Here is a 14,887-nt window from a genome sequence, read left to right on the forward strand (position 1 = left end):
ATTACGTTTCTTCCAGAAGCAAATTTTTTAAGATGTTTGCCACTTTATTCGTATCATGTCGAATAACATGTTGATCGAAGGAGACCATGTTGTCCTGCACTACTCGAAGTCCCATATCTTTTAGCGCCTCTGCATCGACTTGGACAGGAAAAGCTGATTCTTTCGCGTAGCGTTTTTGTATGTATTCGGGAATAGATCCGTTGTTCACGAGGATCACATCAATGAACGGACAGTTTAAATGATCGTAAAGAGCCTTCACATGATCGCTCGCTGTATAGTTTAGCGTCTCCCCTGGCTGAGTCATGACATTGCATATATATATTTTTTTGGCCGAGGACTTGCAAACCTCCTCGCCAATTTTCGGAACGAGCAAATTCGGTAAAATGCTTGTATAAAGACTTCCAGGCCCTAAAATGATCATATGTGCCCGTCTGATGACATCGATCGTTTCTTGAAGAGGTTTTACATTTTTCGGGGTTAAAAACACCTTTTTAATTTTTTTTCCTGAAAAAGGGATTTTCGATTCCCCTTTCACAACAGATCCATCTTCCATCTCCGCATTTAATACAACGCTCTGGTTCGCTGCAGGCAAAACAGTACCGCGAACATTTAATACTTTACTCATTTCCCGAATGGCGTGCATAAAGTCACCGGTGATATTGGTCATCGCTGCAAGTATTAAATTGCCGAGAGAATGGCCAATCAAATCGTTCCCTTTTTTAAAACGATGCTGGAAAAGTTCCTCGATTAGCGGTTCCACATCGGAAAGAGCAGCTAACACGTTGCGAATGTCGCCCGGCGGGGGAATGTTCAGTTCATCACGAAGTCTACCGGAGCTGCCGCCATCATCTGCAACTGTTACAATGGCCGTGATATCAAAAGGGAGCAGCTTTAAGCCTCGAAGCAGAACAGATAATCCGGTTCCTCCTCCAATAATGACGATTTTCTTTTTATCCATAGTTATCGATAGTTTCTCCTTTCAATATCACGATGGGATACATGCACTTTGTAGTTTTTGCGGAAAAAATCCCCTAAATATTCAGCCAGAGTCACCGAGCGATGCTGCCCGCCAGTGCAACCGATTGCAATGACCACTTGACTTTTTCCTTCCCTTTGAAAATGAGGGATCATAAATGAGAGTAAATCTGTCAGCTTCTCTAAAAATTTAGATGTCTCTGTCCATTTTAAAACATATGATGAAACTTCTTCGTCAAGCCCCGTCTTAGGGCGCATATGATCAATATAATACGGGTTGGGCAAAAATCTCACGTCAAACACTAAGTCCGCGTCGATCGGCAAACCATATTTAAATCCAAATGATAAAACGTTCAAGGTAAAGGTTTGATCGCCATTTTCTGCGAACTGTTTTAAAATTTTTTCTCTTAATTCTCTTGGCTTTAAGTTGGATGTATCATATACAATTTGCGCACGTCCCTTTAATTCCTCCAGCATTTCCCGTTCAAGGCGGATCCCCTCAAGCGGAAGACCTTTTGGAGCTAATGGATGGGTTCTTCTCGTCTCTTTATACCGGTTAACTAATACTTGATCATGTGCATCAAGAAACAAAATTTGCGGTGCGATCCACGGAATATCATTGATTTCTTCAATTGCCTGATGGAAAGATTCAAAAAATTCCCTTCCCCTCAAATCCATAACTACAGCTACTTTGTTCATTTTCGTTCTCGATTCTTTCATAAGCTCTAAAAACTTGGACAAAAGAGTAGGTGGAAGATTATCGACGCAAAAATATCCTAGATCTTCAAAGCTTTGAATCGCAACCGTCTTACCTGCCCCGGACATCCCCGTAATAATAACCATCTTAATATTTGAAGTTTCACTCATCATTCAATGCCCCCCGTTTTTTCAAAAGAAAAATATTCAGTAACAGATGTTGAATAGGAAATATCGGGATTTATTTTTTTGATCTGATAGCTTTTTGATCAAGGATGAGAAGAGTCAAATCATAAATTTATTTAGCGGAAATTTTGAAACTGGCATGTATATCCTCTTCTCTGAACCTTGGCTTCGATTTTCTTGCAGCTGAAGTTTTCTTTATTGTGGATCGAGCCGATAAGACAAAAGCTCATAATCAGGTGTATAGATGAATGTTCCATACATGATTCCTGACCCTTTAATCATATATTCAATAATGTGGTAGTCGCCCGCAGCCATCGGCAACTGTTTAATTTCATCAATCGAGTGCCATTTCAGCTTTCCTTCCTCAGTTTCCAAAACATTTTCCCCGTTAAATTGTGTTGCGAAAAATGTAAACATCATCCATTCTTGAACAACCTTATCTCCATCTTTGACAATGATCGTGAAAATCCCTTTAATTTTTGGATTTATTAAATAAATTCCAGTTTCTTCTCTAAATTCTCTTACAACAGATTCTTTTATCGATTCCCCTTGCTCCATTTTCCCTCCAGGGGCTACCCACCAATTCCGGCGCGGTTTTTGAAGCAAGAGCAGCTGACCTTCATGAACAAGAACACAATTTGTAACCCTTTGCAAAGCAAGTTCACCCCTAGGTTGCGGTACATAAAAAATATTTATTCCTTTTATTATACAATTAAATGCTATAGTGTCTCAATGCGCATGCTTTCCTACTTTATCATACGTTTTTTCTCTTTTAAAGGTTTCAAAAGAAAAGGTGCAACAAAAAAAGGAGCATGGGAAGGGTTGCCCATGCTCAAAAGTATATATTATAAAAGGGGGTCAATTACTACTTTTATAGTAACTGAATTTTATTTCATTGATGTTACAGCACAATTAAATCATAGTTACGATTTTGTTAACAATTTTAGGCATTTTTTAATTTCTCTTTTAATTCTTCAATATAATGTTGAGCACTTTGGGCAGCAATGCTTCCGTCACCAGTTGCAGTTACAATTTGCCGCAAAGATTTTTCCCGAATATCTCCTGCCGCAAAGATGCCGGGAATTTTCGTTTCCATGTTTTCATTTGTTTCAATATATCCTGCTTCATTCGTAATTCCGAGATTTTCAAAAGGTTTGGACAGCGGCACCATGCCAATGTATACAAATACACCGTCTATCTCTTTTTCTGTTTCTTCATTTGTTATCGTATTTACGAGCGTGACTTTGCCAACCTTCCCGTCGACTTCATGAATTTCTTTTACTGTATGATTCCAAATAAAATCAATCTTTTCATTATCAAAGGCGCGCTGCTGCAATATTTTTTGGGCGCGCAATTGGTCGCGGCGATGAACGATTGTCACACTGTTCGCAAAGCGGGTTAAATAAACTCCTTCCTCGACAGCAGAGTCTCCGCCGCCGACAACAATCAAATCTTTTCCTTTAAAGAATGCTCCGTCGCATACAGCACAATAAGAGACGCCTCGTCCGCCCAGTTCTTTCTCTCCAGGCACGCCGAGCTTTTTATATTCGGCCCCTGTAGCGATAATCACTGCTCTTGCTTTATATTCTTTGTTGCCTGTTTTGACGATTTTATATTCGCCTTCATCGACAATTTCCTTCACATCTCCATATTCGTATTCAGCACCAAATTTTTTAGCATGTTCAAACATTTTATTTGATAGCTCTGGACCTAAAATATGATCAAATCCAGGATAGTTTTCAACATCTTCCGTATTGGCCATTTGTCCTCCAGGCACGCCTCTTTCTATCATTAAAGTAGAAAGGTTGGCGCGGGATGTGTAAACAGCAGCTGTCAATCCTGCAGGTCCTGCTCCGGCAATGATACAATCATAAATTTTTTCTTCAGACACGAGACTCACTCCTCATCATATGATCCAATAAATAATACAAAATTATTATTCCCTACAACATATCCTATATAAAATAAATGTCTCGTGCTATTTATTTGCTCACATTTTCAATTTTTTTGCGATGCGCACGTATTTAGACAGCGTAGCTTTGCTGATGTTAAAATGATTTGCCGCACCATCTTGTGTGATGTTTTTTCCTATCTGTTTCATCCATAAATAATAGACAGCTGCTGACCATGCGTTGACATTGCGAAATTTTATGTCGAACTTAAAGGCATTTTTGAAAAGCCGAAACCAAAATAAAACCAATTCTTTTCCTTCTAACGTTTTGTCCATTAAACTATCGGCCACATGGAAAGCGAAATGAACAGCATGAAAACCTGTCGGCCTTTTGCCATTTAAAACGCTTAAAGCATATTGAACAGCTTCTCTTTCAAGACGAGTTTCAAACTCCTGTTCATTTACTAAATATGCTCGTTCATCCATTTTCATTGCGAAATAGATAGAGAGCAGCCGCTCCGGGACTTGATTTTCCATTTCGTTTAGCCCTTTCATATTCCACGGTTCAGAGCCTTCCTTCCGCGGATTTAAATACAGAACCTTCTTCCATATTTTTTTAGCAAAGTCATAGTGTCCTATAAAATAAGAAGAGTATGCGAGCCAATAATAAAACGTGTCATCCCCCTCAAATCCTTTTCGATACAAGGCATGGAGCCTCTTGAATGCATGAGGATAAAAGCCGATGAGTGCAAACGTCGCCCCCAGTTTATATTGGTGCTCTGAAACAAGCGGATAAACTCTTTTTAGTTTTTCAACTAGCATGCTTATGCTCGCTTCATCACCTTCATAATAAAAAAATACAAGCAAATTGCATAAAGCATGCAAATTCCCTGGATTTTTCCGGAGCACAAGGGAAATCATATCCTTCGCTTTTTCCACTTCCCCAAGGTAAAAATAGGCAAGCGCCAAATTATTATAAGCGGACCAAAACTCTGGGTAATCAGCTATAATCTCTTTTAAAATGGAAATAGATTCTTGAAACTGTCCATTCTCAAGCAAAGAGCGCGCTTTTTCTTGCTTCACGATTAGATCATCCGAATGCTCAGCCTCTTCTTCTATTTCGATCATTTCAAGAAGATCGCTGTTTTCTACGGAAAATATGCCTTGCGGCGCCTTTTCCTTATATATCATTGCATGTTTATAAGCTTCGTGAAACAAGCCGAGATGAGCATAATTATTTGCAAGAAAATAATAGCATTCTACCGAATGAGGGTGAATATGTTCAATAATATATGTTAATAGTTCGTTTGATTTTTGAAACTTTCCTAATTCGGTATAAATGCTGGCCAGCCTGCAAATCATTTCTTCGTTATACGGATCCAGATCTACTGCCCGCTTGACGAATTTTGAAGCCGACTGCAAATCGCCTTTTTGATAAGCCTTTAATCCCCAGCGATAAAACGTTGCACTGTCTTGAAAAAACGAAACAATTTTTGAATCTTCGTCTTTTTTTACTTTACGGTTTCCCACTCAAACCCTCCATTTCACTTTATTTGCCGAGGGATAGTATACCATATCTTATAAATAGGAAAAACCTATTTTTACTCGCGATTATTTTTCATGTCTTTCTTTTAAAACTGTCAATACTTCATCGAGCGGAAGCTTTTGCTCGCGCAGCAGAACAAGCAAATGAAATAATAAATCCGCGGCTTCCCATTTCAGCTCATCATGGCTGCGGTTTTTTGCTGCAATAATGACCTCTGAAGCTTCTTCTCCAACCTTTTTTAAAATTTTGTCCAAGCCTTTTTCAAACAAATAGGTAGTATAAGAATCTTCCGGACGCTCAGCTTCACGCTCAGCAATGACGGCCTCCAGCTTGTTAATAATATCAAAACGGCTACCGTCCACCTGGCCGCCACTTTCTTTTGAAAAACAGCTGTATTGCCCTGTATGGCAGGCCGGACCATTCGGGATTACCAGCACGACAAGCGCGTCCTTGTCACAGTCATAGCGTATCTCTTGAACAGTTTGTGTATTGCCGGACGTTTCTCCTTTATGCCAAAGTTTTTGGCGAGAACGGCTGTAAAACCATGTTTCCTTCGTTTCCAACGTTTTTTTTAGCGACTCTTCGTTCATATAAGCTACTGTTAACACTTCTTTGCTAACAGCATCTTGAACAACCGCAGGAATAAGTCCATTTTCATCGAATTTGAGTTCTGCTATGTTCACCGTATATTCACCCCTTCTTTTTGCAAAAATCTTTTTACTTCTTTGACTGATGTTTCTTTGTAATGGAAAATGGAAGCTGCCAGCGCTGCATCCGCTCGGGCATCGCGAAAAACTTCAAGAAAATGCTCAGCATTACCGGCGCCGCCGGATGCAATGACTGGGACGGGAACTGCCTCGCTTACTTTTTTGGTTAAGTCAATATCAAAGCCGGATTTTTCTCCATCCTGATCCATGCTAGTCAGCAAAATCTCGCCAGCACCTCTTTTTACAGCTTCCTTTGCCCACGCCACGACTTCCCATTCGGTCGCTTTTCGTCCCCCGTGCGTATAGACGCGGTGGCTTCCGAGCTGCGGATCGTATTTTGCGTCAATCGCTACCACAATGCACTGGCTGCCAAAGTAATCAGCTCCCTCCATAATCAGCGAAGGGTTTAATACAGCAGAAGTGTTAATGGAAACTTTATCCGCACCAGCACGCAAAATTTTTTTCATATCTTCCAAAGAGTTGATTCCGCCTCCGACCGTAAAGGGAATGGCTAATGTTGCTGCTACTCGTTCGACAACATCAATCATCGTTTTTCTGCCTTCATGAGATGCGGAAATATCTAAGAAGACAAGCTCATCTGCTCCTTCTTCATCATAAAATTTCGCTAGCTCCACTGGATCGCCCGCATCTTTCAACTGGACAAATTGCACGCCTTTGACGACACGTCCGTCCTTAACATCTAGACAAGGAATGATGCGTTTCGTAATCATAGCCCATTCACCTCATGGATAGCATCGCGGAGGCTGAACTTTTTCGTATAAAGCGCTTTTCCGACAATAGCGCCTTTCACTCCATCCTGTTCATATTGCTTTAACTTTTTCAAATCATCAATGGAGCTTACCCCTCCGGAAGCGATGACTGTTTTTCCAGTTGCTTTTGCCATTTCCACAATCGCCTTGACATTTGGTCCCGAGAGCATTCCATCTGTTGCAATATCAGTAAAAATAAATGTTTCTGCACCGCTTTTCGCCAGTTCTTTTCCAAGATCAACCGCTTTAACTTCGGACGTATTCAGCCAGCCTTCTGTTGATACATAGCCATTTTTCGCATCGATACCGATTGCGATTCGGCCGCCGTATTCAGCCAGCATTTTTTCAACAAATGACCTGTTTGAAACGGCAGAACTGCCTAAAATAACCCTGGAAATGCCGTTTTCCAAATATTCGTATACATCTTTTTCTGTGCGAATGCCGCCGCCAACTTGTACCTTTACTTTTAGCTCTTTTGCCACTTTCAAAACATGTTGATGGTTCACGCGGACTCCTTCTTTTGCCCCATCCAAATCTACCATATGAATCCAGTCAGCACCTTCCTTTACAAACGACTCGGCGACAGCAAACGGTGAATCTCCGTAAACCGTTTCTTTATTGTAATCGCCTTGAAGCAGCCGGACGCATTTCCCTCCGCGCAAATCAATGGCGGGAAAAATAGTAAAACTCATCATTAGCTCACATCCTTGATACAAAAGTTAAATAGTTTTTCAAAATGGCTAGTCCCAGCTTGCCGCTTTTTTCCGGATGAAATTGACAGCCGAATACATTTCCATTTCCTACAATAGCCGGAACCGTCACACCGTATGAAGCGCTGGCGACCACAACGTCCGGATCGTTTACGACCGCATAATAAGAATGGACAAAGTATACGTAATCTTCTTGAAGACCAGTTATGAGAGGATGATCTCGTTGAAAAGCCAGCTTATTCCATCCCATATGCGGGACTTTTACATTTTCTCCTGGAATTCTTTTTACTTGGCCGTTTAAAAAGCCGAGTCCTTCAGTCCAGCCGTGTTCTTCGCTTTCGTTGAACAAAAGCTGCATGCCAAGACAAATACCTAATAAAGCCTTTCCCTTTTGCACTTCGTCCTTCAAAAATTTATCTGTTTTTGTTTCCGTTAAAATAGCCATCGCGTCTTTGAATGCGCCTACTCCTGGCAGTATATAAGCTGTTGCCTTTTCAAGCTCGTTTAAATCACTTGATACAAAATATTCCGCATTCATGCGTTCCAAGGCTTTCGAGACGCTGTATAAATTCCCCATGCCATAGTCGATCACGCCAATCATTTTTACAACATCCCCTTCGTTGATGGAACCCCTTTGACTCTGGGGTCGATCATAGTCGCTTCATCAAGAGCTCTCCCCAACGCTTTAAATACAGCTTCAATCATATGATGGGTATTCATTCCATAGTGAATGATTACATGCAGGTTCATCCGGGCTTCAAGCGCCAGCTTCCATAAAAATTCATGAACAAGCTCCGTATCAAATGTTCCTACTTTTCCCTTCGGCAATTCTCCACGCATTTCAAAATGCGGTCGGTTGCTTAAATCAATAACAACCTGCGCTAAAGAGTCATCCATTGGGACAAAGGCATGACCGTACCGTTTAATTCCTTTTTTATCGCCTAGTGCTTGTTGAATCGCCTGTCCCAAACAAATGCCAATATCCTCTGTCGTATGGTGATCATCAATATCAATGTCGCCTTCTGCCTCAATCTTTAAATCAAAATGGCCATGCCTTGTGAACAGATCAAGCATATGAGTTAAAAAAGGAACTCCAGTTTTTAGATCTGCACGGCCTTCACCATCTATTGAAAATGACAGCTGAATATTCGTTTCGTTCGTTTTTCGAGATATTGTGGCGGTTCTATTCATTTCGATCACTTCCTCTTTTTTCTAGTCGAGCTTCAATTGCTCTTGCATGCGCCTCTAATCCTTCATATCTTGCAAACTTTGCAATTTTTGAAGCATATGCACGGAATGCTTCTTCACTGTATGAAATGATGCTGGACTTTTTCATAAAGTCATCCACGTTAAGCGGGCTGGAAAAACGCGCTGTTCCGTTTGTCGGCAAAACGTGATTGGGACCTGCGAAATAATCGCCTACAGGTTCACTGCTATATCTCCCTAAAAAGATGGCTCCTGCATGTTTAATTTTTGGCAGAACACCCGTCGGGTTTTCCGTTAATACCTCCAAATGCTCAGGTGCCAATTGGTTGACTATCCCAACCGCTTCCTCGATTGAATCCGTTACATAAATAGCACCGAACTGTTCGATCGAAGCAGCGGCGATATCTTTTCGCGGCAAATCGGCCAATTGTGCCGCAACTTCCTTTTGAACTTCCTTTGCTAATTTTATAGAAGGTGTAACAAGGATGCTGGTTGCCAGCCTGTCATGCTCTGCTTGCGACAATAAATCGGCCGCAACTTCATGCGGAACAGCCGTATCATCAGCTAAGACGACAATTTCACTTGGCCCGGCGATCATATCGATATCAACTGTTCCAAATACCTCCCGCTTTGCAAGAGCGACGAATATATTGCCAGGACCGACAATTTTGTCGACCGGTTCGATTGTTTCTGTACCGTAAGCTAGAGCGGCAATTGCTTGGGCACCGCCAGCTTTATATATTTCCGATACGCCAGCTTCATTGGCTGCCACCAGCACTTCCGCCGGCAGGCTCCCATTTTGATCTGGAGGAGAAACGAGCACGATTCTGCCTACACCAGCCACTTTAGCCGGCATGATATTCATTAAAACAGAAGAAGGATAGGCAGCTGTGCCCCCGGGAACATAAACGCCGACAGCATCTACCGGCGTTAATTTCTGACCGAGCATTGTTCCTTTTTCATCGAAATAAAACCATGATTCTTTCTTTTGTTTTTCATGAAAATGAAAGATATTTTCTGCTGCTTCTTGAACAATGTCAATGAATTCTTTATCTACCGCTTCGTACGCTCGACTAATTTCTTCTTTTGATACGTGCAAAGATTGAAGATCTGCCCCATCAAAACGTTTCGTATATTCGTATAGCGCCTGATCGCCTTCCTTTTTGACTCGTTCAATAATTTCCCTCACAATTTTGCGCTGCTCCTCTGTTCCAGCGTCAATCGATCTTTTCAAGGAATGCTTTTGATCCTTAGTGATGTGAATAATTTTCAATCCGAATCCTCCTTTCCTTCTTCCACTGTTTTGGCAAGCCGCTCCACAAGCATGTCGATCGGCTTGTCCTTCATCCGATAGCTGACGGGATTGACAATGAGTCTTGAAGTGATATCAGCAATATGTTCAAATTCTACTAATCCGTTTTCTTTTAACGTTCTTCCCGTCGAAACAATATCGACAATTCTGTCAGCCAGTCCAATCAATGGCGCCAGCTCGATCGATCCATTCAAATGAATGATTTCGACCTGCTCCCCTTGCTCTCGAAAATATTTAGAAGCCACATTTGGATATTTTGTCGCCACCTTTGGAGCGATGTCATTCATTTTCGTATCAGGCAGTCCGGCTACAGCCAGATGACATTTGCTAATTTTCAAATCAAGCACTTCAAAAACATCCCGCTCTTCTTCCATCATGACATCCTTTCCGGCGATCCCAACATCTGCAACACCATGCTCTACATATGTTCCGACATCCATCGGCTTCGCTAAAATAAAGCGAATATTTTCTTCCGGCACGGTCAAAATTAGTTTTCTTGATTCATCAAATTCGTCTGGCAGCTTGTAGCCTGATTTTCTTAATAGTTCGACAGCTTCTGAAAAAATTCGCCCTTTCGGCATCGCAATCGTTAACATGCTCATCACTCTCTCACCTTTCCTGGTTTTCCGAGGAAATAATAAATATCTGTAAATTGACCAGTAAACCTGTCGATTTGATCGATACCGGAAATATCTTGCATGACAACCTGTTTTCCTTCTTTTCGCAGCTTATTGGCATACCGAAAAGCTTCTTGTCGATTCTCTCTGCTGAATATGATGCAATAGCGATCTTTATTCAATTTTAAATCCCCCAGAGCTTCCAGCAAATTATCTAACCGTATGCCAAAGCCTGTCGCCGGGGCAGGACGTTCAAATTTTTCTAAAAGATGGTCATAGCGCCCGCCGTTTCCGATCGGAAGTCCAACACCGTTCGCATATAATTCAAAAATCACGCTTGTGTAATAACTCATGTGGCTGACGATATTCAGTTCCAATTTGATATATTGATCCACTTCATAAGCTCTTAATTGGATAAGGAGCTGTTTTAAATCTTCCAGCGCTTTCTTCCCGCTGTCACAAGCAACAAGGCTTGAAGCTTCATCAGCCTTCTCAATTCCTCCTTTTAAATCAATGACTCTTAAAAGGCGTTCTTTGTCAATGGTAGAGAGAGATAATCTTTTCACATGCTCGCGGTATCCGACAAAGTTCTTTTCATATAAATAGCGGCGCAGCTTCTCCGCCCGTTCTTCCTTCCCTAAAATTTCTCCGAACAAAGCATTGATAAATCCGATATGCCCAATGGAAATTTTAAAATCTTTAAGGCCAGTATTTTTTAAGGCATATATCATTAGAGCGATCGCTTCCGCATCAGCGCTAATCGTTCCATCGCCAATCAGCTCAATGCCAATTTGTTCAAATTCTGCCGGTCTGCCGCCTTCATGCTGCTGTGCACGAAACACATTTGCAGAATAAGCGAGCCTTAACGGCAAGCTTTCTTTCATCAGCTTGGAAGCCGCAATTCGTGCAATGGGAGCTGTCATATCTGGTCTTAAAACGAGCGTATGCCCCTGCCTGTCAAGAAGTTTAAATAATTGCTGCTCTTGTATCGCCGACTGAACTCCTACTGTTTCATAAAATTCCAACGTTGGAGTCTCCAAAAATTGATAACCCCAGCTTTCAATCACATTCATCATTTTTTTACGAACGCTTTCTTTTATGACATATAAGCCCGGCAATGTATCCCGCATTCCCAAGGGCTTTTCAAACATAAACACTCACTGACACCTCCATGGCGCATTCACTTTAATCCGCTAATATGTTACCATACTACCAAAATAAAGATTTATAATCAATAAGTTTTTGATGTAAACTTCTTTCACAAAGCGCCTTTATTTCACTTTCGCTCAATCCTGCTTAATCAAAAAGCGGTAAGCGACAAAAATTGATGACGCTTACCGCTTTCTTTTTTCCATTTCTTCTTTTGTGTAGATGATTTGCATTGGATTTCCTCCTGCAAAAGAGCCTTCCGGAACATCTTTATGAACTACAGTGCCGGCAGAAACGATAGCTCGATTTCCAATTTTCACACCAGGCAAAATAGTCGTGTTTGCTCCGATCATGACTTCATCTCCAATTTCCACTTCGCCGATGCGATATTCATCGATTAAATATTCATGTGCTAAAATCGTCGTGTTGTATCCGATAATAGAATTGCGCCCAACTTTAATTTTTTCCGGGAACAAAATATCCACCATAACCATAAATGCAAACGATGTTTGCTGTCCGATTTTCATGCCAAGAAATGTGCGGTAAAGCCAATTTTTGATAGGCATAAATGGAGTGTAGCGCGCGATAAGAATCACGATGACATTTTTGACAACTTTCCAAAAAGAAACCGTCTTGTACACCTGCCAAAGGGAGTTTGCTCCTTCAACAGGAAATTTATCCGTTCTTCTCACAATCTTCACTCCATCACAATGTTCAATAAATCACTCATTTTGTCCAGCACAAAATCTGGCTTTAACGATTCTATATACTCTCTCCCTTTTATGCTCCAAGCAACTCCTGCCGTTAATGTTCCTGCATTTTTTCCCGCCTCTATATCATGAAGGTTATCTCCCACCATTAATGCATTAGACGGCTCGGAACCGAGCAATTTAAGAGCGGACAAGACCGGCTCAGGATGAGGCTTCGCATGCTGTACATCATCCAGTGTGATAATTGCGTCAAAAAATGAATCCATTTCCGTTAATTTCAGCCCCATCATAACAGTGTCGCGAATTTTCGTTGTCACAATGCCCAGTTTCAATCCCTTTTCTTTTAAAGCTCGAACCGTTTCGTGCACATGATCATATTCCTTCACAAGCAGATCATGCTGGGCATGATTAAACTCCCGATATCTTCGGACCATTTCCTCCGCTTTTTCAGGGTTAATACGTTGAAATGTGTCAATAAGCGGAGGCCCGATGAAAGGAAGTATATCTTCCCGTTGATATTTGCCCGGATAATAATAGTTCAGCGTATGTAAAAACGATTCAATAATTAATTCATTTGTGTTTATTAACGTGCCGTCCAAGTCAAACAATACGGTGTCAATGTTCATAAACCGTTCCCCTTTTCCCGATATGTGCTTGTTTTTTCCAGACAAAACCGATAATCATCGTTAAAAGAATGGCTGCGAACAGCCGGATGAGTAAAAGCGGCCAAACTGAACCGACGATCGGAACAAAAATCAATGTGTCTTCTATCACAGCATGGCAGGCAACGAGGAATATAAACGCCAACGTTAAATCGCGATGCTCCACTCCATCTTCTTTTACTGCTTGCAGCATCACGCCAGCCCCGTAGGCAAGCCCGAAAATTAATCCTGCCGCAAGCGTTGTTGAAGTGTTCCTCTTCATTCCCAGCATTTCGGTTACCGGCTCCATCTTTTTTGAGAAAGCGTCGACCCAGCCTAAATCTTTCATAAATTGAATGGCAATCATTAGCGGGATGACGATGGTCGCAAGCTGAATGACTCCCATTGCCGCTTTTTCAAGCCCTTCAAGTAAGATCATTCCCCAGTCTGAAGGCACGGCATCTTGTTGAGATATAAATCCGTATTGAGCTTTTTCTCCACCGCCGTCCCAAAAAAGATTGATGATAAAAGCCGAAAAAAATGCCAGTCCGAGCCGGACGGACAAGATGATCCACAGTTTCACACCGACTTTGCTTGCTACAGTCGTTTCGATTAATAAGTTGTGGGAAAATGACAGCATGACTGCCAAAATAAAGACTTCTTTTACCGTAAAATCAATGGACAAAATGGCTCCAATCGCCGCATACAAGTTAAGAAAATTCCCAATCACAAGGGGGATTGCAGCATCTCCATTTAACCCGATTACCTTCATGACCGGCGTTATAAAATGAACCATCCAATCAATCAAAGGAGTATGTTGTAAAAATGAAACAATCAACGTTACAGGGAAAATGACTTTACCGAGAGTCCACGTTGTTTCCAATCCTGTTTGTAATCCTTTTTTCAATGTTTGTTTCAAAGTTTCACCTTCATTCCAGCAATTTATCAATATTCATCTAAATATCTTTCTACTTTTTTTAGTCTCCGGTAAATTATAAGAGCAATTGCACTAAGAATAAGTAAAATCGAAATGACCTGTGCCATTTTTACCGTTTCCGTCAGCATCAAACTATCAGTTCTCATGCCCTCGATAAAAAATCGCCCGATCGAATACCAAATAACATATGATAAAAACAGCTCTCCACGCCGCAAATTAAACCTTCTTAGCAAAATTAAGATGACGAACCCAGCGAGATTCCAAATGGATTCATATAAAAAAGTCGGGTGATAATATTGTCCATTTATATACATTTGATTAATGATAAATTCAGGCAAGTGGAGATTTTCCAAAAATTCTCTTGAAACAGGTCCTCCATGAGCTTCCTGGTTAATAAAATTCCCCCATCTGCCGATCGCCTGCCCTAAAATAATACTCGGCGCAGCTATATCAGCCAGTTGCCAGAAAGATAGTTTTTTTACTTTTGCATACACAATCCCGGTTGCCACAGCACCGATTAACCCGCCGTGAATGGCAAGGCCACCATGCCAAATTTTAGGGATTTCCGAAAGATTTTCAGAATAATATTCCCATTGAAAAATGACATAATAAGTTCTGGCACATATAATCGCAATAGGAATAGCAAACAATGCAAGATCGATAAATATATCTTTATGAAGACCTCTTCTCTCCCCTTCACGCATCGCCAAATATAGGCCGAGCAATGCGCCGATTCCTATAATGATCCCGTACCAATGAACTTGTAATGGTCCTAGCTGAAATGCGATTGGATCAATGGGCTGAATTGCCTCTTTCATTCTCTCATCTCTCCTA

17 protein-coding genes are annotated in these 14,887 nt (G+C 41.3%); all 17 read right to left on the reverse strand.

Annotation, left to right across the window (positions count from 1 at the left end):
- Position 1: 1 nt before the first annotated feature.
- The 17 genes from NSQ61_RS11805 to lgt all read right to left on the reverse strand — a co-directional run bounded on the left by NSQ61_RS11805 (position 2) and on the right by lgt (position 14,871).
- Positions 2-958 (reverse strand): gluconeogenesis factor YvcK family protein, encoded by a 957-nt coding sequence (locus NSQ61_RS11805; protein ID WP_340807100.1) that lies wholly within the window; start codon positions 956-958, stop codon positions 2-4.
- Positions 959-960: 2 nt separating this feature from the next.
- Positions 961-1,842, reverse strand: a complete 882-nt coding sequence (rapZ, locus tag NSQ61_RS11810; protein ID WP_063389288.1) for an RNase adapter RapZ — start codon at positions 1,840-1,842, stop codon at positions 961-963.
- Between the two features lie 210 nt (positions 1,843-2,052).
- Positions 2,053-2,511, reverse strand: coding sequence for an 8-oxo-dGTP diphosphatase (locus NSQ61_RS11815; protein ID WP_063389164.1), 459 nt, complete (start codon positions 2,509-2,511; stop codon positions 2,053-2,055).
- Between the two features lie 289 nt (positions 2,512-2,800).
- Positions 2,801-3,748, reverse strand: a complete 948-nt coding sequence (gene trxB, locus NSQ61_RS11820) for a thioredoxin-disulfide reductase (RefSeq protein WP_063389165.1) — start codon at positions 3,746-3,748, stop codon at positions 2,801-2,803.
- 99 nt (positions 3,749-3,847) lie between these two features.
- Positions 3,848-5,278 carry a tetratricopeptide repeat protein gene (locus NSQ61_RS11825; RefSeq protein WP_340807101.1) on the reverse strand — a complete coding sequence of 477 codons (1,431 nt, stop codon included), beginning with the start codon at positions 5,276-5,278 and terminating at the stop codon, positions 3,848-3,850.
- A gap of 81 nt (positions 5,279-5,359) precedes the next feature.
- On the reverse strand, positions 5,360-5,977 hold the full coding sequence (hisIE, locus tag NSQ61_RS11830; RefSeq protein ID WP_094245213.1) for a bifunctional phosphoribosyl-AMP cyclohydrolase/phosphoribosyl-ATP diphosphatase HisIE: 618 nt from the start codon (positions 5,975-5,977) through the stop codon (positions 5,360-5,362).
- Complete coding sequence (gene hisF / locus NSQ61_RS11835; protein WP_063389168.1) at positions 5,974-6,732, reverse strand: imidazole glycerol phosphate synthase subunit HisF; 759 nt, start codon at positions 6,730-6,732, stop codon at positions 5,974-5,976. Before hisF ends, hisIE begins: the two co-directional genes overlap by 4 nt.
- Positions 6,729-7,466 (reverse strand): 1-(5-phosphoribosyl)-5-[(5-phosphoribosylamino)methylideneamino]imidazole-4-carboxamide isomerase, encoded by a 738-nt coding sequence (gene hisA, locus NSQ61_RS11840; protein ID WP_066249069.1) that lies wholly within the window; start codon positions 7,464-7,466, stop codon positions 6,729-6,731. Before hisA ends, hisF begins: the two co-directional genes overlap by 4 nt.
- Before the next feature lie 4 nt (positions 7,467-7,470).
- The gene (gene hisH / locus NSQ61_RS11845) at positions 7,471-8,082 is read right to left on the reverse strand and encodes an imidazole glycerol phosphate synthase subunit HisH (RefSeq protein ID WP_340807104.1); all 612 of its coding nucleotides are present in this window, start codon (positions 8,080-8,082) and stop codon (positions 7,471-7,473) included.
- A gap of 2 nt (positions 8,083-8,084) precedes the next feature.
- A complete protein-coding gene (hisB, locus tag NSQ61_RS11850) occupies positions 8,085-8,672 on the reverse strand; it encodes an imidazoleglycerol-phosphate dehydratase HisB (protein ID WP_063389171.1) in 588 nt (195 codons plus the stop codon).
- A complete protein-coding gene (hisD, locus tag NSQ61_RS11855) occupies positions 8,665-9,960 on the reverse strand; it encodes a histidinol dehydrogenase (protein ID WP_340807107.1) in 1,296 nt (431 codons plus the stop codon). Before hisD ends, hisB begins: the two co-directional genes overlap by 8 nt.
- Positions 9,957-10,595 (reverse strand): ATP phosphoribosyltransferase, encoded by a 639-nt coding sequence (hisG, locus tag NSQ61_RS11860; RefSeq protein WP_063389289.1) that lies wholly within the window; start codon positions 10,593-10,595, stop codon positions 9,957-9,959. The genes hisD and hisG overlap by 4 nt, the downstream gene beginning before the upstream one ends.
- Positions 10,596-10,600: 5 nt before the next feature.
- Entirely contained in the window at positions 10,601-11,773 is a 1,173-nt protein-coding gene (locus NSQ61_RS11865) for an ATP phosphoribosyltransferase regulatory subunit (RefSeq protein WP_199757327.1), read from the reverse strand.
- A gap of 177 nt (positions 11,774-11,950) precedes the next feature.
- Entirely contained in the window at positions 11,951-12,457 is a 507-nt protein-coding gene (locus NSQ61_RS11870; RefSeq protein ID WP_063389173.1) for an acyltransferase, read from the reverse strand.
- 5 nt (positions 12,458-12,462) lie between these two features.
- Positions 12,463-13,101: a pyrophosphatase PpaX gene (gene ppaX / locus NSQ61_RS11875; protein ID WP_063389174.1), complete on the reverse strand. Its 639-nt coding sequence runs from the start codon at positions 13,099-13,101 to the stop codon at positions 12,463-12,465.
- Entirely contained in the window at positions 13,091-14,035 is a 945-nt protein-coding gene (locus NSQ61_RS11880) for a nucleoside recognition domain-containing protein (RefSeq protein WP_327847913.1), read from the reverse strand. The genes ppaX and NSQ61_RS11880 overlap by 11 nt, the downstream gene beginning before the upstream one ends.
- A gap of 26 nt (positions 14,036-14,061) precedes the next feature.
- The gene (lgt, locus tag NSQ61_RS11885) at positions 14,062-14,871 is read right to left on the reverse strand and encodes a prolipoprotein diacylglyceryl transferase (RefSeq protein ID WP_063389175.1); all 810 of its coding nucleotides are present in this window, start codon (positions 14,869-14,871) and stop codon (positions 14,062-14,064) included.
- Between the last annotated feature and the right edge of the window lie 16 nt (positions 14,872-14,887).

It is taken from the genome of Aeribacillus sp. FSL K6-1121, assembly GCF_038003725.1.
Lineage (GTDB): Bacteria > Bacillota > Bacilli > Bacillales > Aeribacillaceae > Aeribacillus > Aeribacillus composti.

What these genes read in the sequence shown, in the direction of transcription:
- NSQ61_RS11805 (WP_340807100.1), bottom strand. Translation starts at nt 958, where the DNA reads ATGGATAAAAAGAAAATCGTCATTATTGGAGGAGGAACCGGATTATCT.
- rapZ (WP_063389288.1), bottom strand. Translation starts at nt 1,842, where the DNA reads ATGAGTGAAACTTCAAATATTAAGATGGTTATTATTACGGGGATGTCC.
- hisG (WP_063389289.1), bottom strand. Translation starts at nt 10,595, where the DNA reads ATGTTAACGATTGCGATGCCGAAAGGGCGAATTTTTTCAGAAGCTGTC.
- hisF (WP_063389168.1), bottom strand. Translation starts at nt 6,732, where the DNA reads ATGATTACGAAACGCATCATTCCTTGTCTAGATGTTAAGGACGGACGT.
- hisH (WP_340807104.1), bottom strand. Translation starts at nt 8,082, where the DNA reads ATGATTGGCGTGATCGACTATGGCATGGGGAATTTATACAGCGTCTCG.
- ppaX (WP_063389174.1), bottom strand. Translation starts at nt 13,101, where the DNA reads ATGAACATTGACACCGTATTGTTTGACTTGGACGGCACGTTAATAAAC.
- hisB (WP_063389171.1), bottom strand. Translation starts at nt 8,672, where the DNA reads ATGAATAGAACCGCCACAATATCTCGAAAAACGAACGAAACGAATATT.
- lgt (WP_063389175.1), bottom strand. Translation starts at nt 14,871, where the DNA reads ATGAAAGAGGCAATTCAGCCCATTGATCCAATCGCATTTCAGCTAGGA.
- hisA (WP_066249069.1), bottom strand. Translation starts at nt 7,466, where the DNA reads ATGATGAGTTTTACTATTTTTCCCGCCATTGATTTGCGCGGAGGGAAA.